Annotated in this window: 19 protein-coding genes; 12 read left to right on the top strand and 7 right to left on the bottom strand. The window is 71.0% G+C overall.

Features of this window, described 5'->3' with window-relative positions; translation table 11 throughout:
• Window positions 1-125 precede the first annotated feature (125 nt).
• On the top strand, window positions 126-845 hold the full coding sequence (locus ACWCQS_RS01245) for a DUF1707 SHOCT-like domain-containing protein (RefSeq protein ID WP_451002548.1): 720 nt from the start codon (window positions 126-128) through the stop codon (window positions 843-845).
• A 174-nt stretch (window positions 846-1,019) separates the two neighbouring features.
• Window positions 1,020-1,397, top strand: a complete 378-nt coding sequence (locus ACWCQS_RS01240; protein WP_451002547.1) for a WhiB family transcriptional regulator — start codon at window positions 1,020-1,022, stop codon at window positions 1,395-1,397.
• 82 nt (window positions 1,398-1,479) lie between these two features.
• On the opposite strand, the gene glpX is transcribed toward ACWCQS_RS01240, so the two are convergent.
• A complete protein-coding gene (gene glpX, locus ACWCQS_RS01235) occupies window positions 1,480-2,514 on the bottom strand; it encodes a class II fructose-bisphosphatase (RefSeq protein ID WP_388620318.1) in 1,035 nt (344 codons plus the stop codon).
• Between the two features lie 127 nt (window positions 2,515-2,641).
• Here glpX and ACWCQS_RS01230 point away from each other — a divergent pair, with 127 nt between their 5' ends.
• Window positions 2,642-3,169 carry a DUF4245 domain-containing protein gene (locus ACWCQS_RS01230; RefSeq protein WP_451002546.1) on the top strand — a complete coding sequence of 176 codons (528 nt, stop codon included), beginning with the start codon at window positions 2,642-2,644 and terminating at the stop codon, window positions 3,167-3,169.
• Window positions 3,170-3,260: 91 nt separating this feature from the next.
• Here the strand turns inward: ACWCQS_RS01230 and ACWCQS_RS01225 are convergent, their stop codons facing one another.
• The 3 genes from ACWCQS_RS01225 to xseA form a co-directional block, all read right to left on the bottom strand.
• On the bottom strand, window positions 3,261-3,851 hold the full coding sequence (locus tag ACWCQS_RS01225; protein WP_451002545.1) for a malonic semialdehyde reductase: 591 nt from the start codon (window positions 3,849-3,851) through the stop codon (window positions 3,261-3,263).
• A 147-nt stretch (window positions 3,852-3,998) separates the two neighbouring features.
• Window positions 3,999-4,229, bottom strand: a complete 231-nt coding sequence (locus ACWCQS_RS01220) for an exodeoxyribonuclease VII small subunit (protein WP_451002544.1) — start codon at window positions 4,227-4,229, stop codon at window positions 3,999-4,001.
• Complete coding sequence (gene xseA, locus ACWCQS_RS01215; RefSeq protein WP_451002543.1) at window positions 4,226-5,434, bottom strand: exodeoxyribonuclease VII large subunit; 1,209 nt, start codon at window positions 5,432-5,434, stop codon at window positions 4,226-4,228. The genes ACWCQS_RS01220 and xseA overlap by 4 nt, the downstream gene beginning before the upstream one ends.
• A 124-nt stretch (window positions 5,435-5,558) precedes the next feature.
• On the opposite strand from xseA, the gene ACWCQS_RS01210 reads away from it, so the two are divergent.
• On the top strand, window positions 5,559-6,575 hold the full coding sequence (locus ACWCQS_RS01210; RefSeq protein ID WP_451002542.1) for a 4-hydroxy-3-methylbut-2-enyl diphosphate reductase: 1,017 nt from the start codon (window positions 5,559-5,561) through the stop codon (window positions 6,573-6,575).
• Window positions 6,576-6,604: 29 nt separating this feature from the next.
• On the top strand, window positions 6,605-7,354 hold the full coding sequence (gene ppgK / locus ACWCQS_RS01205; RefSeq protein WP_451002541.1) for a polyphosphate--glucose phosphotransferase: 750 nt from the start codon (window positions 6,605-6,607) through the stop codon (window positions 7,352-7,354).
• 176 nt (window positions 7,355-7,530) lie between these two features.
• Here ppgK and ACWCQS_RS01200 read toward each other — a convergent pair whose 3' ends face one another.
• Entirely contained in the window at window positions 7,531-8,064 is a 534-nt protein-coding gene (locus tag ACWCQS_RS01200; protein ID WP_451002540.1) for a DUF6542 domain-containing protein, read from the bottom strand.
• Window positions 8,065-8,248: 184 nt separating this feature from the next.
• Here ACWCQS_RS01200 and ychF point away from each other — a divergent pair, with 184 nt between their 5' ends.
• Window positions 8,249-9,337, top strand: a complete 1,089-nt coding sequence (gene ychF, locus ACWCQS_RS01195; RefSeq protein ID WP_450981726.1) for a redox-regulated ATPase YchF — start codon at window positions 8,249-8,251, stop codon at window positions 9,335-9,337.
• 108 nt (window positions 9,338-9,445) lie between these two features.
• On the opposite strand, the gene ACWCQS_RS01190 is transcribed toward ychF, so the two are convergent.
• Window positions 9,446-10,426, bottom strand: a complete 981-nt coding sequence (locus ACWCQS_RS01190) for an SMP-30/gluconolactonase/LRE family protein (RefSeq protein ID WP_451002539.1) — start codon at window positions 10,424-10,426, stop codon at window positions 9,446-9,448.
• Window positions 10,427-10,562: 136 nt separating this feature from the next.
• Here ACWCQS_RS01190 and ACWCQS_RS01185 point away from each other — a divergent pair, with 136 nt between their 5' ends.
• Window positions 10,563-11,003: a MarR family winged helix-turn-helix transcriptional regulator gene (locus tag ACWCQS_RS01185; protein WP_450981792.1), complete on the top strand. Its 441-nt coding sequence runs from the start codon at window positions 10,563-10,565 to the stop codon at window positions 11,001-11,003.
• Here ACWCQS_RS01185 and ACWCQS_RS01180 read toward each other — a convergent pair.
• Window positions 10,966-12,207 carry a serpin family protein gene (locus ACWCQS_RS01180; RefSeq protein WP_451002538.1) on the bottom strand — a complete coding sequence of 414 codons (1,242 nt, stop codon included), beginning with the start codon at window positions 12,205-12,207 and terminating at the stop codon, window positions 10,966-10,968. The two genes, ACWCQS_RS01185 and ACWCQS_RS01180, sit on opposite strands and share 38 nt — an antisense overlap.
• Window positions 12,208-12,517: 310 nt before the next feature.
• Here ACWCQS_RS01180 and ACWCQS_RS01175 point away from each other — a divergent pair, with 310 nt between their 5' ends.
• The 5 genes from ACWCQS_RS01175 (at window position 12,518) to ACWCQS_RS01155 (ending at window position 17,794) form a co-directional block, all read left to right on the top strand.
• A complete protein-coding gene (locus ACWCQS_RS01175; RefSeq protein ID WP_451002537.1) occupies window positions 12,518-13,270 on the top strand; it encodes a GntR family transcriptional regulator in 753 nt (250 codons plus the stop codon).
• Window positions 13,271-13,724: 454 nt separating this feature from the next.
• Window positions 13,725-13,916, top strand: a complete 192-nt coding sequence (locus ACWCQS_RS01170) for an SPOR domain-containing protein (protein ID WP_388620351.1) — start codon at window positions 13,725-13,727, stop codon at window positions 13,914-13,916.
• 80 nt (window positions 13,917-13,996) lie between these two features.
• Window positions 13,997-14,407 (top strand): (deoxy)nucleoside triphosphate pyrophosphohydrolase, encoded by a 411-nt coding sequence (locus tag ACWCQS_RS01165; RefSeq protein WP_451002999.1) that lies wholly within the window; start codon window positions 13,997-13,999, stop codon window positions 14,405-14,407.
• Window positions 14,408-14,502: 95 nt separating this feature from the next.
• Entirely contained in the window at window positions 14,503-14,937 is a 435-nt protein-coding gene (locus ACWCQS_RS01160; RefSeq protein ID WP_388620354.1) for an ATP-binding protein, read from the top strand.
• Window positions 14,938-15,208: 271 nt separating this feature from the next.
• Window positions 15,209-17,794, top strand: a complete 2,586-nt coding sequence (locus tag ACWCQS_RS01155; RefSeq protein ID WP_451002536.1) for a SpoIIE family protein phosphatase — start codon at window positions 15,209-15,211, stop codon at window positions 17,792-17,794.
• Window positions 17,795-17,821 lie beyond the last annotated feature (27 nt).

Genomic DNA, 17,821 nt, shown 5'->3' with positions numbered 1-17,821 from the left:
TGGCGGGCCTCACCAGCCTAGAACCTGCCGCCGACACGGAACCTGTGAGGTAGGGCTCAGTCCGGCACGCCGCGGTTTTCCACAGCCCCTAGTCGCGATCTATCGCGTTTCGGTACGCTGTTCCCGTGGACCTTCAGAAGCACACCGAAGCACCTGCCGCCGAGCTGCGCGCCTCGGACGCCGACCGTGATCGCATCGCCGAGATTCTCCGCGAGGCCCTGGCCGAGGGGCGGCTGACCGCCGACGAGCATGCCGAGCGGATCGAGGGCGTCCTCGCCGCCAAGACGGTGGGCGAGCTGGAGGCCTTCATCCGGGACCTGCCCGCCGCCCACCAGCGCCCCGCCGCCGGCGCGTACACGCCCGCCCCGCCCCGCCCCTCCCCGGGTGCGATCCCGGCGGAGGCGGACGCGAACGTGGTGGCGGTCTTCAGCAGCGCCGTGCGCCGGGGCCGCTGGCACGCCGGCCGCCGGATCCATGCGTACTCGGTCTTCGGCAGCGTCGAGATCGACCTCAGCGAGGCGATCTTCGAGTACCAGCAGGTCGTGATCAAGGCGGTCTCGGTCTTCGGCGACGTCCAGATCCGCGTCCCGGAAAACGTGTCGCTGCGCGGCACCGGAGGCGGCGTCCTCGGCAACTTCGAGGTGGACACGCTGGACTCGGTCGAGTCCGAGGCGCCGGTCGTCTACGTCGACGGCTGGGCCGTACTCGGCAATGTCGAGGCGCGCCCCAAGCGCGGCAAGCGCGTGGCGGACATCCTGGACCGGGTGCAGAGCAAGGTCGACCGGAAGCTGGAGCGGGTCCAGGACAAGGTCGACCGGAAGCTGCGCAGACACCTGGGCCGTTGACGGTCGCGAATCCGATGGTGACCGGACGGTTCCGCTCCTCCTGAGCGGGGCGCTGGGGGCGCGAACGAGCCGCTCGCGCGACCACGACTGGGGACGCTGTGCATAGGCGCGCGCACAGCGGGTAGGCCTTGCTGCATCGTCTCTCGCTCGCGAAGCCGTCGTCAGGAGTAGACCGTGCTGCAACCGCCGCATTCGTCCTTGCAGGTAGCTGCCCTTCCGGTCCAGCGGATGCCGGCGCGAGACAGGGACCAAGACGCTCCCTGGCACACCGAGGCAGTGTGCCGGCGCGACGAGGCGGGCCTGTTCTTCGCCCCGTCGAAGGAGCCGACCGCCGCCCGGCTGTCCCGCGAGGAGGCGGCCAAGCGCGTCTGCGCCCGCTGCCCGGTGATGGTCGAGTGTCGCGAACACGCCCTCCTCCAGCCCGAGCCGTACGGCGTCTGGGGCGGCCTCACGGCGGCGGAGCGCCGTGTGGTCCTGGCGCGAAGGCGCCGCCGGGAGATGGAACTGAAGAAGGCGGCACGGGCGACGGCGGCGGGCCGCATAGCGGGCTGAGTGAACGAGCGGCGCCCTCTCCGCACAGAGGGCGCCGTGGTCCTTGCGGGGCGCAGGGAACTGCGCCCCCTCCGATCAGGTGCTACTTGGCCCGGTCGAAGTCGATCGCGCTGTAGGCCCGCAGCTTGGCGAGCCGGTGCTCGGAGTCGATCCGGCGAACCGTGCCGGACTTCGACCGCATCACGATCGACTCGGTCAGTGCGGTCTCCGACCGGTACCGGACACCCCGCAGCAGCTCACCGTCGGTGATCCCGGTCGCGACGAAGAAGACGTTCTCCCCGGACACCAGGTCGTCGGTCGTCAGGACGCGGTCCAGATCGTGCCCGGCGTCGATGGCCCGCGCCCGCTCCTCGTCGTCCTTGGGCCAGAGCTTGCCCTGGATGGTGCCGCCCAGGCACTTCACGGCGCAGGCCGAGATGATGCCCTCGGGCGTACCGCCGATGCCGAGCAGCAGGTCGACGCCGGTGCCCTCGCGCAGCGCGTAGATCGAGCCCGCCACATCGCCGTCGGAGATCAGCTTGATGCGCGCGCCGGCCTCCCGGACCTCCCTGATCAGACCCTCGTGCCGCGGCCGGTCGAGGATGACGACCGTGACGTCCTCGGGCGTGGCCTTCTTGGCCTTGGCGATCCGCTTGATGTTCACGGCCACGGGCGCGTCGATGTCGACGAACTCCGCGGCCTCCGGGCCGGTGACCAGCTTGTCCATGTAGAACACGGCGGACGGGTCGAACATGGCGCCCCGCTCGGCCGCGGCGAGGACGGCGATCGCGTTCGGCATGCCCTTGGCCGTCAGCGTGGTGCCGTCGATCGGGTCGACCGCGATGTCGACCTCGGGACCGGTGCCGTCGCCCACGTGCTCCCCGTTGAAGAGCATCGGGGCCTCGTCCTTCTCGCCCTCGCCGATGACGACGACGCCGTTCATCGACACGGTGGAGACGAGGGTCCGCATGGCGCGCACCGCGGCACCGTCGGCGCCGTTCTTGTCGCCGCGCCCCACCCAACGGCCCGCTGCCATGGCGGCGGCTTCGGTCACCCGGACGAGTTCCAGGGCGAGGTTGCGATCGGGAGCCTCGGAGGGAACATCGAGCTCGGACGGCAGATGATGATTTTCGGTCATCGGAGCGCACCTTTCTGATACGACGACGGCCGGATGAGGGTGTTGGCCCCGACTCTATCGTTAGGCAGACAAAATGAGCAGAGGACCCCACGGATGAGCGCCGGGGGCACCTGCGACGATAGGGGGCGTGGCAGGTTCGAACGGCAAGCAGAAGACGGCCCGGGACATGATTCTCTCCCTGGCCCTGATCGGCATCGCGGCGTTGGTCGTCTACTTCCTCGGCATCCCGCACGACGATCACTCTCCCGACCTGAAGCGGGTCGATTACCGGGTCGAGCTGCTCACCGCCCGTCGCGCGGCGAGCTACCCGGTGGCCGCGCCCCAGGGCCTGCCCAGTACCTGGAAGGCGACCTCCGTTCGCTTCCAGGGCGAGAACGGCGACCGCTGGCATCTGGGCTTCCAGACCCCGGACAGCCAGTATGTGCAGATCGAGCAGTCCACGCAGAAGCCGGCCGATTTCATCGACCAGGCCAGCCAGGGCGCGTCGGCGACGAAGCAGACGCAGACGATCGGCGGCCACACCTGGACCCGTTACACCGGCGGCCGCTACGACGCCCTCGTCCTGAACGGCACGCCCGGCTCCACCACGGTGGTGGCCGGCACGGCGTCCTTCGAGGAGCTGACGAAGCTGGCGGCGGCGCTGAAGATGCAGTGAGCCGCGCGTGACAGGTCATGCGAAGAGGCCCCCGGCGGTGCCGGGGGCCTCTTCGTGTGTCCGGTGGGGCTCAGACGGTGTGTCCGAAGGCTCAGACGGTCGTGACGACGTCCTCGTACGCCAGACGCGGGGAGCGCGGGAACCAGGCGTCCGGGCCCGGCTTGCCGATGTTGACCACCATCAGCGGGGTGTGGTCGTCGTCCAGGAACTCCTTCTGGACGCCCGCGAAGTCGAGGCCGGTCATCGGGCCGGCGGCGAGGCCCGCGGCGCGGACGCCGATGATGAAGTAGGCGGCCTGGAGAGCGGCGTTGAGGGCGGCGCTGCCCTCGCGCACCGAGCGCTCACCGAAGAAGAGGTCCTTGGCCTGCGGGAAGTGCGGGAAGAGGGCCGGCAGCTCCTCGTGGAACTCGTTGTCCGCGGAGAGGATCGCGACCAGCGGGGCGGCGGCGGTCTTCGGCTGGTTGCCCTCGGCCATGAGCTGCACGAGACGCTCGCGGGCCTCGGGGGAGCGGACCAGGGTGACCCGCAACGGCGACTGGTTCATGGAGGTCGGGCCGTACTTGACCAGGTCGTAGATCGCCTGGACCTGCTCCTCGGTCACCGGCTCGTCGGTGAAGGTGTTCGCGGTGCGGGCCTCACGGAACAGCAGGTCCTGGGCGGCGGGGTCAAGAACGAGAGACATGCGTGAACTTCCTAGGTGGCGCCTGGATCCGACGTACCGGACCGCGGTCCGGATCGGCTGACAGGGATGACCCTACGGCAGCTAAGTTCAACCTTCAACAAAAACTGTGGTGCGGTGACCCGCTTCACAGGCGCAGCAGACGGATGCCTACTCGGCGTCCGCCTCCTCCCCGGCTTCCTCCTCGGCCAGCGCCGCGTCCAGCCTGGCCCGCGCCCCCTCCAGCCAGCGCCGGCACACCTTGGCCAGCTCCTCGCCGCGCTCCCACAGCGCCAGGGACTCCTCCAGCGTCGTACCGCCCGCCTCCAGGCGCCGTACGACCTCGATCAGTTCGTCCCGCGCCTGCTCGTACGAGAGCGCCTCGTCCACCTTGCCGGTCATTCGCCCACCTTCACTGTGAATTCGCCGTCGGCGACGCGGGCCCGGAGCGCCTCGCCTTCCGTCACCTCGTCCGGGCCGCGCACCACGTGCCCGTCCGTCTTCTGCAGCACCGCATAGCCGCGCTTGAGCGTCGCCGCGGGGGAGAGAGCCACCACGCGCGCGTGTGTGTGCGTCAGCTCCGAGTCCGCGCGGTCGAGGAGATGCCCGAGGGTCCGCCGGCTGCGCTCGACAAGAGAGGCCACGTGGCCGGCGCGCTCGTCGAGCATCCGGTGCGGATCCTCTATCGAGGGGCGGGCCAGCGCGTGCGCCAGCCCACGCTCCTCCCGTTCCAGATAGGCGTTCACACAGCGCCGGGCCCGGTCCCGCAGCATCCGCACCCGCTCGAACTCCTCGCCCACGTCCGGTACGACCTTCTTGGCCGCGTCGGTGGGGGTGGAGGCGCGCAGGTCGGCGACGTGGTCCAGCAGTGGGTTGTCCGGCTCGTGCCCGATGGCGGAGACGACGGGCGTACGGCACTCGGCCACGGCCCGCACGAGCTGCTCGTCGGAGAAGGGCAGCAGATCCTCGACGCTGCCACCCCCACGCGCGACGATGATGACGTCCACGTCCTCGATCTCGTCCAGCTCCTTCACCGCCTGTACGACCTGCGGGACGGCGTGCACGCCCTGCACCGGGACGTTGCGCACCTCGAAGCGGACGGCGGGCCAGCGGTGGCGGGCGTTCTCCAGCACGTCCCGCTCCGCGGCGGAGGCGCGACCGCAGACGAGGCCGATCAGCTGCGGCAGAAAGGGCAGCGGCTTCTTCCGCTCCGGCGCGAACAGTCCCTCGGCCGCGAGCGCCTTCTTCAGCTGCTCCAGCCGGGCCAGCAGCTCACCGACGCCCACGGGCCTCATCTCGGCGGCGCGCAAGGACAGCTGCCCCCTCGGCGCATACCACTCCGGCTTGGCCAGTACGACGACCCGGGCGCCCTCCCCGACGACATCGGCGACGGCGTCGAACACCTGCCGGTAGCAGGTCACGCTCACGGAGATGTCGTACGACGGATCCCGCAGCGTCAGGAACACGACCCCGGCGCCGGGCCGCCGCGACAACTGCGTGATCTGCCCCTCGACCCACACCGCACCGAGCCGATCGATCCAGCCCCCGATCAGCCGGGAGACCTCACCTACGGGCAGTGGGGCTTCGGGGGTGGTTTTCGCAGCCATGCGGTTGAGGGTAACGGGGAGTACCGACAGTGGAGTCGCAGCCGCCGCGCCGCATTCGCGCCGTGGCCGCGGGCAGTGGCGGCACCGGGCACGCGAAACCGGCGCCGCCGAACGCACCCTTACGATGGGACGCATGACCGCTTCGTCTGGCCGCCGTGTCCTGCTCGCCGCCCCCCGAGGCTATTGCGCCGGTGTGGACCGGGCCGTGATCGCCGTCGAGAAGGCCCTGGAACAGTACGGGGCCCCGATCTACGTCCGGCACGAGATCGTCCACAACAAGTATGTCGTGCAGACCCTGGAGAAGAAGGGCGCCGTCTTCGTCGAGCGGACGGAGGAGGTGCCGCCCGGCAACATCGTCATGTTCTCGGCGCACGGCGTCGCGCCGGTCGTGCACGAGGAGGCCGAACGGGGCCGCCTCGCCACCATCGACGCCACCTGCCCCCTGGTCACCAAGGTCCACAAGGAAGCCGTCCGCTACGCCAAGGAGGACTACGACATCCTCCTGATCGGTCACGAGGGCCACGAGGAGGTCATCGGCACCTCCGGCGAGGCCCCCGACCACATCCAGCTCGTCGACGGCCCCGCGGATGTCGACAAGGTCGAGGTCCGCGACCCGTCGAAGGTCGTCTGGCTGTCCCAGACCACCCTGTCCGTGGACGAGACCATGGAGACCGTCGACGCCCTGAAGACGAAGTTCCCGGGCCTGGTCTCCCCGCCCAGCGACGACATCTGCTACGCCACGCAGAACCGCCAGCTCGCCGTGAAGCAGATGGGCGCCGAGGCCGAGCTGGTCATCGTCGTCGGCTCGCGCAACTCCTCCAACTCCAAGCGGCTGGTCGAGGTCGCCAAGCTCGCCGGCGCCCGCGAGGCCTACCTGGTGGACTTCGCCGACGAGATCGACGAGGCCTGGCTGGAGGGCGTGACGACCGTCGGCGTCACCTCCGGCGCCTCCGTCCCCGAGGTGCTGGTCGAGCAGGTCCTGGAATGGCTCGGCGAGCGCGGTTACGCCGACGTGGAGATCGTCAAGGCCGCCGAGGAGTCCATCACGTTCTCCCTCCCCAAGGAGCTCCGCCGCGATCTGCGCGACGAGGCCGCCGCACTGGTCGCCGAGCGGGGCGGCACCGGCACTTCCGAGGAGTGACTGTCAGTCCTCCGTCGTAACGTGGTGCCATGCAGATCTTCGGCGTGGACATCGGCGGATCCGGGATCAAGGGCGCCCCTGTGGACCTCGACAGGGGCGACCTCGCCCAGGACCGTTGCAAGGTGCTCACCCCGCACCCGGCGACGCCGGACGGCGTGGCCGACGGGGTCAAGCAGGTCATCGACCACTTCGGCTGGACCGGCCCGGTCGGCCTGACCTTCCCCGGAGTGGTCACCGGCGGCGCCACGGTGCGTACGGCGGCGAACGTGGACAGCAGCTGGATCGACACCGACGCACGCGCGTTGTTCAGCGGCAAGCTGGGCGGCCTGCCGGTGACGGTGGTCAACGACGCGGACGCGGCGGGCGTCGCCGAGATGCAGTTCGGCGCCGGCCGCGACCGCAGGGGCACGGTCATTCTGCTCACCTTCGGCACCGGCATCGGCAGCGCCGTCTTCGTGGACGGCATCCTCGTCCCGAACACGGAGCTGGGCCACCTGGAGCTGGACGGCCACGAGGCCGAGCGGCGAGCCTCCAGCAAGGCCAAGGAGGACCACGAGCTGACCTGGGAGCACTGGGCGCGCCGCGTCCAGAAGTACCTGGCCCATGTGGAGATGCTGTTCTCGCCGGAGCTGTTCATCATCGGCGGCGGGGTCAGCCGCAAGGCCGACAAGTTCCTGCACCTCATCGAGGGCATCAAGGCCGAGATCGTCCCCGCGCAACTGCAGAACAACGCGGGCATCGTGGGGGCGGCGATGAGAGCGGCGCAGGAGAACGCGTAGGGGGTGGGCAGCAGGGCGGTCGGGCGGCGGCCACCGGGCAGCGGCGGTCGCACCAGCGGCACCCCGCCGGCGCGGGCAAGCGGCACCCCGCCCGCCCGGCTGGCCGCGGCCGAGGGCATCAGGTCACCCGCCCAGCCGGGACAGCTGACCCGGGTGAGCAGGTCACGCGCCTCGCCTCAGCCACGCCGCCGGCGCTGTCGTACCCACCGCACCCGACGTACGAGCACGATCACCCCGGCGACCAGCGTCCCGCCGTACAGCCAGCCGGCCTGCGTGGCGAGCCCGGTGAACAGGCCCATCAGGCTACCGAGCAGCCCCCCGCCGCCATCGGCGACCGGGAGTATCCCCACGGCGAACGCGATCGGCAAGACCACCGGCGCGGTCAGCACGTCCCCGGCCCGCACCCACAGCGCGGTCAGGACGCACACCGGCAGGAACAGCACGCCGTAGACCCTCATGGACCCACCGAACAGCAGCCCGTCCAGACAGCCGAGCAGGACCATCACGAGGACGCAGAACAGCCCGCCGCCGAGCCCGGTGAGCCGGAGCGCCGGCAGCCGCGTCCCCCGCCCCGGGCCTGGGCCCCGGCCCTGGCCCGGCCTGCGCTCGCTGCCGGCCCCGCGCCGCGCCTGCGGGGGCAGGCGCGCGGGCTGCTGCGGCGTGCCGCGTCGCGGTCCGTCGTTGTGGGGTCGCGTTCTGCGTTGCTGCACTCGACCAACTTAGGTCTGTTTATGTGCCGAATAGCCCATCAGACACGCCGGTGGGAAGAGCTTGGCCAGGCGTTCGAAGCTCCCTCGAGGCGCCCGGCGCGGACGCCGTAGACTGGTGGATCGGCCAGTGTCGGTCTCTGGCCCCTGGCAGCCTCTGGCCCACTCATCTACGGGAAGTCGCAACGTGTCGCTCACGATCGGAATCGTCGGCCTGCCGAATGTCGGCAAGTCGACCCTGTTCAACGCCCTGACCAAGAACGACGTGCTGGCGGCCAACTACCCGTTCGCCACGATCGAGCCGAACGTCGGCGTGGTCGGCGTCCCCGACGGCCGGCTGGCCAAGCTGGCGTCGATCTTCGGCTCGGAGCGCATCCTTCCGGCCACGGTCGACTTCGTGGACATCGCCGGTATCGTGCGCGGCGCCTCCGAGGGCGAGGGCCTGGGCAACAAGTTCCTCGCGAACATCCGTGAGTCCGACGCGATCTGCCAGGTCATCCGCGCCTTCAAGGACGAGAACGTCGTGCACGTCGACGGCAAGGTCTCGCCGAAGGACGACATCGAGACGATCAACACTGAGCTGATCCTCGCCGACCTCCAGACCATCGAGAAGGTCCTTCCGCGCCTCCAGAAGGAGTCCCGCATCAAGAAGGACGTGGCCCCGAAGGTCAAGGCGGTCGAGGAGGCGAAGGAGATCCTGGAGAAGGGCGACACGCTCTTCGCGCACGGCATCGTCCAGGGCACCGAGCGCAACGAACTCCTCCACGACCTGCACCTGCTCACCACCAAGCCGTTCCTCTACGTCTTCAACGTCGACGAGGACGAACTGATCGACGAGGACTTCAAGAACGAGCAGCGGGCTCTGGTCGCCCCCGCCGAGGCGATCTTCCTCAACGCCAAGCTGGAGGCGGACCTCGCCGAGCTGGACGAGGAGGAGGCGCTGGAGCTGCTGGAGTCCGTCGGCCAGCACGAGCCCGGCCTCGCCACCCTGGCCCGTGTCGGCTTCGCCACCCTCGGCCTGCAGACCTACCTCACGGCCGGCCCCAAGGAGTCCCGCGCCTGGACCATCAAGAAGGGCGCCACGGCCCCCGAGGCGGCCGGCGTGATCCACACCGACTTCCAGAAGGGCTTCATCAAGGCCGAGGTCATCTCCTTCGACGACCTGGTCGAGACCGGCTCGGTCGCCGAGGCCCGCGCCAAGGGCAAGGCCCGCATGGAAGGCAAGGAGTACGTCATGCAGGACGGCGACGTGGTGGAGTTCCGCTTCAACGTGTGACCTTCAACGTGTGACCCAAGGGGGGTCGGCTCCTCCGGGAGCCGACCCCCTCCCTGTTTCCCCTGCGAGGCTCTCTCCACTCATCAAGAGGATGGTGATCCTCGCAGCTCACATCCCCGTGACCCGTGCCACCGTGAACGGCGTGGTCGGTGTTCCCGGTCCCATCGGGCCGCCCTTGTCGAACTGGGAGCGGACGACGAGGAGGGCGCCGGGGGTGCGGGCCAGGGTGGTGGGGATCTGGAGGGCGGGGGTGGTCAGGGTGCGGGTCAGGCGGGCCTCGGTGCCGTCGGGGGAGAGGTGCCAGCGGGTCAGGGTGTCGGTCCTGTTGTGGGCCGCCCACAGGGTGCGGTGGGACAGCTCCAGGCCGTCGCCGTTCACCAAGTCACCACCGTGCAGGGCGACTTGAAGCACCGACCCGTCGGTCACGTCGACCCGGTACAGACCGCCGCCGGTCATGTCGACCGCGAACAGCAGGCGTCCGGTGGGGTCGGCGACGATGCCGTTCAGGGTGTAGTCGGTCGGTGAGTGCGGGGGGATCGCCCCGCTCAGGTCGAAGTGTGCGGCCAGCGGCGCGCTGCCGCCGCGCGCCACCTCGGCGGGGGTGACCCGGTAGATCACCGGACGCACGCTGTCGGTGGCGTACGCCGTGCCGTCCGCGGTGACGACGAGGTCGTTGATGAAGCGCTGATCGCCCTCCGGTACCTCGAAGCGGGCCAGCAGGGAGCGGTCGCGCAGGTCGTAGACGTCGATTCCGGTGGTGTGGTCGATGACCCACAGGCGGCCCGCCCGGTCGGCCTTCAGCCCGTTGGCCGTCGTACGGCCGTCCGTGCCGGCCGGCAGGAAGACATCGGCGGTGCGGCTGCCGGCGGCGGCCCGGTAGATCGCGCCGGTCGTGAAGGAGCCGACGTACACGTCGCCCGTGCGCGGGTCGAGGGCGATGCCCTCGGGGTAGGCCCGGTCGTCGGGGAGGGTGAAGGCGGTCGAGATTCGGGGATGGCCGGTGGCCGCGGCCGCCCGGGGTGCGGCGAGGGCGACGGCGGTGGCTGCGACGCCGGTCAGGAAGGTACGGCGGTGGATCGAACGGGACACGGCAGTGCCTCTCGGTTCGGCTGCTCTCTCCAGGACGAGCACGAAGCTACATTAGAGTTCTAATCCTCGCCAGTGCATTAATCACCGCCAGGGTGCGAATCCTCGCTCACGCATTAATCTGTGCCGGGTGACCTCAATGCCCGCGTCCGAGCGCCTCGGCTCCCACCTCAAGCGGGCCGAGCAGGCCCTCAACGCCACGAAGGCCGCGGTCCTCAAGCCCGCGGGCCTGACCGTCGCCCAGTACGCCGCGCTGCTCCACCTCTCCGACAACCCCGGCATCTCCGCCGCGGCCCTGGCCCGGCTGTGCGGGGTCACCCCGCCGACCATGAACACGGTCCTGAAGAACCTCCAGGACCGCGATCTGATCACCCGCAGCCCGCACGAATGGCACAGGAACGTCCTGGAGACCCGTCTCACGGACGCAGGCCGCGCCGTCATGGCCGAGGCCGACACGGCCGCCGTACGCGTCGAACGCGCCCTCGCCGCGGAGTTCACCGACGCCGAGCGCGAGGCCCTGACCGGGCTGCTCGCCCGCTGTGTCAGAGTCCTGGAGGAACAGCGCCCGGGAAGCTCATGACGGGCTCCGGCGCCGGATCCGTCACCCAGCCGGCCACCAGCACCAACCGGGACTCGCGGTCGACGGCGAGGAAGCCGAAGGGGCGGTCGAAGACGGCGCGGACGACCGTGGTCTCGTAGCGGTACTGGGGCGGGGCGCTGCCGTACACCTCAGCGACCGCCGTCACCGCCGCCGCACGGAAGCCGAGCGCACTGAACTGGGCCACCGCCGACTGGCGGGCCTCCTCGACGGCCAGGGGGTAGTCGCTGACCCCCGGGAAGTGACCGACTCGGGCATCCCTCGCCGCCGTCAGGCCGAACAACCCCGCCGGCGCGAGCAGATCGTGATCGGCCCGCACCTCGTACGCCACCGTCCGCACATCCAGCGTCAGCGGCTGCGGCGCCACGGCCGGTTCCTGCTCGACGTGCAGGCCCGGCCCCACATGCCCGTGCGGCAGCGCGCCGCCCGCGGTCAGCGGCACCGCCCGCTCCGCGATCCCGACCCCGGCGGCCAGTACCTGACCCGGGGTCATGTGCTCCTCGCCGAGCACCAGATGGACGTCGACGCCGTTGTCGCCGGGCACTGTCAGCGCCGTGACGAAACCGTCCGCGGTGCCCGCCACCCCCACCCGGTCGGGACGGACGCTACGGCGGTGCAGGCCGCGCAGCGTACGCCCCTGCCAGGGGCCGGAGGCGGGACGCAACGGCAGCTCGGTGAACGGCTGCCGCCAGGTCGTGCGCAGCGCCAGGGCACTGGCCAGCACCAGCCGCGCTTCCCGGGTCAGCGTCACCGGCATGCGCTCCACCAGCCCGCCGGTCCGCTCGGCCGCCCAGACGTCCAGCCGCTCCTGTGCGGTGACGAGATCGTCCCCGAACACCCCGTACGTCCCGGCCGGCAGCCCGGCCCGCCACTCCTCCCGCAGGGTGAGCGCCTGGTGTGTCCACAGGCCGAGCGCCGCGTCCAGCCCGGACACCGACCGCAGTGCCGCCAGCAACTCCCGTGCGGCGCCGGCCGCCTGATCCGCCGGCAGCCCGAGGGCCTCGCTCAGCTCGGCCCGCGCCGGACCCGCGGCGCCGTCGGCCAGGAAGGCCAGCAGCGGCCAGACCCCGGCCGCCGACACGACCGTGCCGTCCTGCGTCGTCGCCGCCCACCGCGTGGTGAGCCCGTTCACCGCCCGGACGACCTCGCCGCCCAACCGGCTCCGGGTCTGGGTGTCCACCCTCATTCCGCCCCCGTTCGTGCCCCGCTCGCCTTGCGCCCAGTCGTACGTCGGCCCGGCCACCGGCCGTTCACCGGTCCCGTGCTGCCGTCGACCGCCCCAGGAGCACGGTACCTGCCCGGAGGACGACCGTGCCCGACACCGGCATCCAGGTGTGAGCGCAGCCGTGGGAGCGCATTTATAGGGAGAAAGTGCCTGGGTAAAGCCCTCCGACATCCACTGTCATCACATCGGGTGATTCTCTGGCCTTTGCTTGCATGGCACAACCCACGGTTGCCACGCTGTTGCTGTCTGTACAACCTGATGGGAGCGGCCAGTGACTTTCGGTGAGCAGCCGGCGTACCTGCGTGTCGCGGGTGATCTCCGCAAGAAGATCGTCGACGGTTCACTGCCGCCCCACACCCGCCTGCCCTCCCAGGCCCGCATCCGCGAGGAGTACGGCGTCTCGGACACCGTCGCGCTGGAGGCCCGCAAGGTGCTGATGGCCGAGGGCCTGGTCGAGGGCCGCTCCGGCTCCGGGACGTATGTCCGCGAGCGCCCGGTGCCGCGCCGCGTGGCCCGCTCCGGATACCGCCCGTCCGCTGGCGCCACGCCCTTCCGGCAGGAGCAGGCCGACGCCTCGGTGCGCGGCACCTGGGAGTCCAGCAGTGAACAGACCGAGGCCGGGGCCGCCATCGCCGAGCGGCTGGGCCTCGAGGTCGGCGACCGGGTCATGCGCACCAAGTACCTGTTCCGGGAGGCCGGCGAGCCGATGATGCTCTCCACCTCCTGGGAGCCCCTCGCCGTCACCGGCCGCACCCCGGTGATGCTGCCCGAGGAGGGGCCGCTCGGCGGCATGGGCGTGGTCGAGCGCATGCGCGCCATCGACGTCATCGTGGACAACGTCACCGAGGAGGTCGGCGCCCGCCCCGGCCTCGCCGAGGAACTCCATGTACTCGGCGGAGTCCCCGGCCATGTGGTCCTGGTCGTCCACCGCACGTACTACGCCTCCGGCCGGGCGGTGGAGACGGCCGACGTGGTGATTCCGGCGGACCGGTATCGGGTGGCCTATCACTTGCCTGTCCGGTGAGGGGGTTTGGGGGCGCGGGACGGCCGGGGCGGTCGCAGGGACGCGATGATCGGCAGATTTGTTCCGCCGCGCCCGGCCCGGTGTGCGCCCCCTGAGTGAGGTAGCGCACACCCCTGGCGGCCTTCGGCGGTGGAAGGCCGGGTGTGTGACCTTCGCGCGGGGCTGGCCCGGCGCCGTAATTCAGCCGTTTTGCCAGGTGACCAGGGGTCACACGGATATGCCCCCGACTCGGGACAGGGGCGCTCACGACGGCGCGTTCGCTTTCGTGCGCCCCCTGCGTACTGGCTGGTTGCATACCTCTTTGTGAAAAGGCGTGTTCGCTGCGTAAAGGTAGGGCGTACGCTCGGGCATATGCGTATTGCGGTTTCCTTAGGCGGGGCACGGCGGGGGCCCGGGACAGGAAGCGGAAGCAGGTGGGGCGGTGCGAGAAGGAGCGGCGCGGGCGGTGGGGACCATGAGTGAGGGGACGGTCTCCCTGCCCTGGATCGTGATACGGCAGGACGACAACGGCAATCGCTATCGCGTCGGCCGGTACGCGACCCGCGCCGAGGCCCAGAAGATCGCCGACAGTCTCGACGACCGGGGGCACAAACAGATCTATTCGGTCGAGCGCATCAGTCAGAACGGGGACGGCGACCGCAACTGACACGGGGACGGCGCCCCAACTGACCTCGCGCGCCCTCCCGTAGGCTCCGCCTCATGACGCCCAAGACGCCCGGCACACCCATGACGGACCGGATCGTGGTGGTGGGAGCCGCCCTGCTCGACGGCGGCCGGCTGCTCGCCGCGCGCCGCAGTGCGCCCGCCGACCTTGCCGGACGCTGGGAGCTGCCCGGCGGCAAGGTCGAGCCGGGCGAGCGGCCCGAGCACGCTCTGGTGCGTGAACTGCGCGAGGAACTCGGCATCGACGCTGAAGCGGTCGAGCGCGTGCCGGGGGAGTGGCCGCTGCGGGCGCCGTACGTCCTGCAGGTGTGGACCGCGCGCCTGCGCCCCGGCTCGCCCGCGCCAAGACCCCTCCAGGACCATGACGAGCTGCGCTGGCTGACCCCGGACCGGATCTGGGAGGTGGACTGGCTCGACCAGGACGTCCCGGCGGTCCGTGAAGTCTCGCCCCGGCTCACCACCGGCCTGCGCTGAACGCCTCCTACGCCGTTCGTGCCACTGCGCGCCCTCCCGCACGGTACTGCCCCCTGGATATCGGGTATGTGCCCATTAACCCCACGAAACCGGACATGGGTGGGGGCTCGCTGGCCTGGGAAGTGATCGGCGTGATCGACACGGATGGCGACTGCGCCGAGTGGACCTTTCCCGCGGAACCGGGCGCCGTGCGCACCGCACGCGCCGCGGTACGCCGCCAGTTGCACGGCTGGCACCTCGACTGCCTCGCCGATCTCGCCGCGTTGCTGGTCAGCGAGCTGGTCACCAACTCCCTGCGGCATGCCACCGGCCCCATCGGGGTACGGCTCGTGCGCCCCGTCGGGCTGGACGACGCGCTGTTGGTGGAGGTGTCCGACCCGCTGCCCGACCTGCCGCGCGAGCGCGTCGCCCGCGACGAGGACGAGAGCGGGCGCGGGCTGCAACTGGTCGCCGGGTCCTCGCGCCGCTGGGGCACCCGGCCCGGCGCGAGCGGAAAGACCGTCTGGTTCGAACTGACGGTGCCGGGGTGAGCCGGAAGCATCCAGGGAGCGCGGGGATGTACAGCGGGCGGGGGAGCGTCCATCGTGCGCCGAGGACGCGCGGCCGGCTCCGAGGTGCGTGATTCGAGGGCGTGTTCCCTGGTTAGAAGAGTGGAAGTGTTGTCACGGACCGGTCCGAAAAACATCTGGACCGAGCTGTGATCGTGAACACCGTGTCGTGCGACGCCGTAGTGCTGGATACTGCGGGCAGCCGCTGTCGGTGACCGGTGCCGGACGCGGTGAGCTGGAGGGGACGGTTCGCGTGAGCGAGATACCAGCGAAGGCCACGGAGTCCGAGGACCCGTCGGACGGCGCGATGAACCAGGCCGCGGAAGCCGCCGCACCCGGCGACGCCATGTGGCAGAGCAGTCCGCCCGGTTCCATCTACGACTACATCAGGGTCGCGTCCTTCTCCATCAGTCCCGGCGGGCTGGTCGACCAGTGGAGCCTGCGCGCCGAGCAGCTCTTCGGCATCCCCGCCGCACGCGCCGTCGGCATGGACCCGATAGAGGCCTTCATCGACCCCGACCTGCATGAGCGCGGCCAGCGCAAGATGGCCGAAATCCTCGACGGGCGGGAGTGGACCGGGGTCGTGCCCTTCCGGATGCCGGACACGGCGGACGGCGGGCGCGGCGAGGAGGGCCTGGCCGAGGTCTACGTCATGCCCACCCGGACCGCCGAGGGCGACAAGGCCGCCGTGTGCATCGTCGTGGACGTCCGCACCCTGCGCAGCATCGAGACCGATCTGGCCGCCTCGCAGGCCATTTTTGGTCAATCCCCCTTCGGATTCCTGCTGATCGACACCGATCTGAGGGTCCGTCGGGCCAACGAGCGGTTCGCCTCCATCTTCGGCGGAACCCCGGACGACCACCGGGGCAAGGGAGTCCACGACTATCTGCCGCGCGGTGAGGCCGAGCGGGTCTCGGCCACCCTGCGACGGGTGCTGGAGACCGGCCAGTCCATCACCGACATGCATGTCACCGGCCATGTCCCGGGCTCCGAGGAACGCCGGCACTGGTCCGTCAACCTCTACCGCGTGCACAGCGGCAGCGGCCGGCCCATCGGCATCGCCTGGCTCGGCACCGACATCACCTCCCGCCGGGCCGCCGCCCGCGAGGCCGCCGCCGCCCGGCGCAACCTCGCCCTGCTCAACGAGGCCGGCGCCCGCATAGGGAACTCCCTCGACCTGGAGACCACCGCCCGGGAACTCCTCGACGTCGTCGTCCCCGGTTTCTGCGACCTCGCCACCGTCGACCTCTACCAGGGCCTGCTCACCGGCGACGAGACCCCGCCCGGGCTCACCGACGGCAGCGCCGAACTGCGCCGCGTCGCCTTCGCGAGCGCCGTCTCCGGCGCTCCCTTCGCCGGCTCCGGCGAACCCGTCGAGGTCGGGGCGGTCCACCACTTTCCCTTCAACTCGCCCTGTGCGGACGCCCTGCGCACCGCCCGGCCGCAGCATGTGCCCCCCGAGGAGGGCGGGCTCGTGCAGTCCACGCTCGCCGTGCCGATGGTCGCCCACGACACGGTCGTCGGCCTCGCCCAGTTCGCCCGCGCCAAGGGCAGCGAGCCCTTCGGTGACCGCGACCGGGATCTGGCGGTGGAGCTGGCGGCGCGCGCGGCGGTGTGCATCGACAACGCGCGCCTGTACCGCCGTGAGCACGAACGGGCGCTGATACTGCAGCGCTCGCTGCTGCCGCCGGGCGACCCCGAGGCCTCCGGGCTGGACATCGCCTGCCGCTATCTGCCCGGCAACGCGGCGACCGAGGTGGGCGGCGACTGGTTCGACGTGATCGAACTGCCCGGCCACCGTACGGCGTTGGTCGTGGGCGACGTGATGGGGCGGGGCCTGCGGGCGGCGGTCGCGATGGGCGAGCTCCGCACCGCCGTAAGGACGTTGGCCCTGCTGGATCTCGAACCGGCCGAGGTGCTCTCGGCGCTGGACGAGATCGCGCGGGGGCTCGGGACCCCGGGTGGCGTGCAGCAGGCGACCCGCACGGCCCGCCAGCCGAGGGACGCCGACCTCTCCGAGGTCTACCTCGCGACCTGCGTCTACGCCGTGTACGACTCCGTCACCAGACGCTGTACGTTCGCCAACGCCGGCCATCTGCCCCCGGTGCTGGTCGAGCCCGGTGAGCCGGCCCTGATGCTGGACGTGCCGCCCGGCATGCCGCTCGGGGTGGGCGGCGAGCCGTTCGAGGAAGTGGAGGTCGAGCTGCCGGAGGGCGCGCTGCTGGCGCTCTACACGGACGGCCTGGTCGAGTCCCGGGACCATCCACTGGACGAGGGGCTCCAGGCGTTCGTGGGCGCGCTCACCGACCCCTCCCGACCGCTGGAGGACGTGTGCGACCACGTCCTCAACACCCTCGACACCCACCATGGCGAGGACGACATCGCGCTGCTGATGGCCCGGGTGCAGGGGCTGCCCGCCGAGTCCGTCGGCGACTGGACGCTGCCGCGTGAGCCGCGGAGCGTGGGGCGGGCGCGGGAGTATGCCCGGGGGCAGTTGCTGAGCTGGGGTCTGGAGCCGCTGGTCGACACCACGGAACTGCTCGTCAGCGAGCTGGTCACCAACGCGCTGCGGTACGGCGAGGGGGAGATACGGCTACGGCTGCTGCTGGACCGCACGCTGGTCTGCGAGGTGTGGGACTCCGGGCTGGTGCAGCCCCGGCGTCGGCGGGCCCGGGACACCGACGAGGGGGGCCGGGGGCTGCAGCTGGTGGGGTTGCTCAGCGCGGCCTGGGGGTCGCGCCGGACGCCTCGCGGCAAGACGGTGTGGTTCGAGTTGCCGCTGCCCGGCGCGGAGGCAGGCCTGACCGACCCGGCAGAGGCACTGCTGAGCCTCTTCTGACACCGGCTACCCGGGGCTTTGCCCCCA

The organism is Streptomyces sp. NPDC002076 (assembly GCF_053593835.1).
This window is presented reverse-complemented; position numbering and strand designations above follow the sequence as displayed.

Excerpts from the sequence above, each read along its gene's own strand:
- glpX (WP_388620318.1), bottom strand. The coding sequence starts at position 2,514 with ATGACCGAAAATCATCATCTGCCGTCCGAGCTCGATGTTCCCTCCGAG.
- ACWCQS_RS01225 (WP_451002545.1), bottom strand. The coding sequence starts at position 3,851 with ATGTCTCTCGTTCTTGACCCCGCCGCCCAGGACCTGCTGTTCCGTGAG.
- ACWCQS_RS01220 (WP_451002544.1), bottom strand. The coding sequence starts at position 4,229 with ATGACCGGCAAGGTGGACGAGGCGCTCTCGTACGAGCAGGCGCGGGAC.
- xseA (WP_451002543.1), bottom strand. The coding sequence starts at position 5,434 with ATGGCTGCGAAAACCACCCCCGAAGCCCCACTGCCCGTAGGTGAGGTC.
- ACWCQS_RS01210 (WP_451002542.1), top strand. The coding sequence starts at position 5,559 with ATGGGACGCATGACCGCTTCGTCTGGCCGCCGTGTCCTGCTCGCCGCC.
- ppgK (WP_451002541.1), top strand. The coding sequence starts at position 6,605 with ATGCAGATCTTCGGCGTGGACATCGGCGGATCCGGGATCAAGGGCGCC.
- ACWCQS_RS01185 (WP_450981792.1), top strand. The coding sequence starts at position 10,563 with ATGCCCGCGTCCGAGCGCCTCGGCTCCCACCTCAAGCGGGCCGAGCAG.
- ACWCQS_RS01180 (WP_451002538.1), bottom strand. The coding sequence starts at position 12,207 with ATGAGGGTGGACACCCAGACCCGGAGCCGGTTGGGCGGCGAGGTCGTC.
- ACWCQS_RS01170 (WP_388620351.1), top strand. The coding sequence starts at position 13,725 with ATGAGTGAGGGGACGGTCTCCCTGCCCTGGATCGTGATACGGCAGGAC.
- ACWCQS_RS01165 (WP_451002999.1), top strand. The coding sequence starts at position 13,997 with ATGACGGACCGGATCGTGGTGGTGGGAGCCGCCCTGCTCGACGGCGGC.
- ACWCQS_RS01160 (WP_388620354.1), top strand. The coding sequence starts at position 14,503 with ATGGGTGGGGGCTCGCTGGCCTGGGAAGTGATCGGCGTGATCGACACG.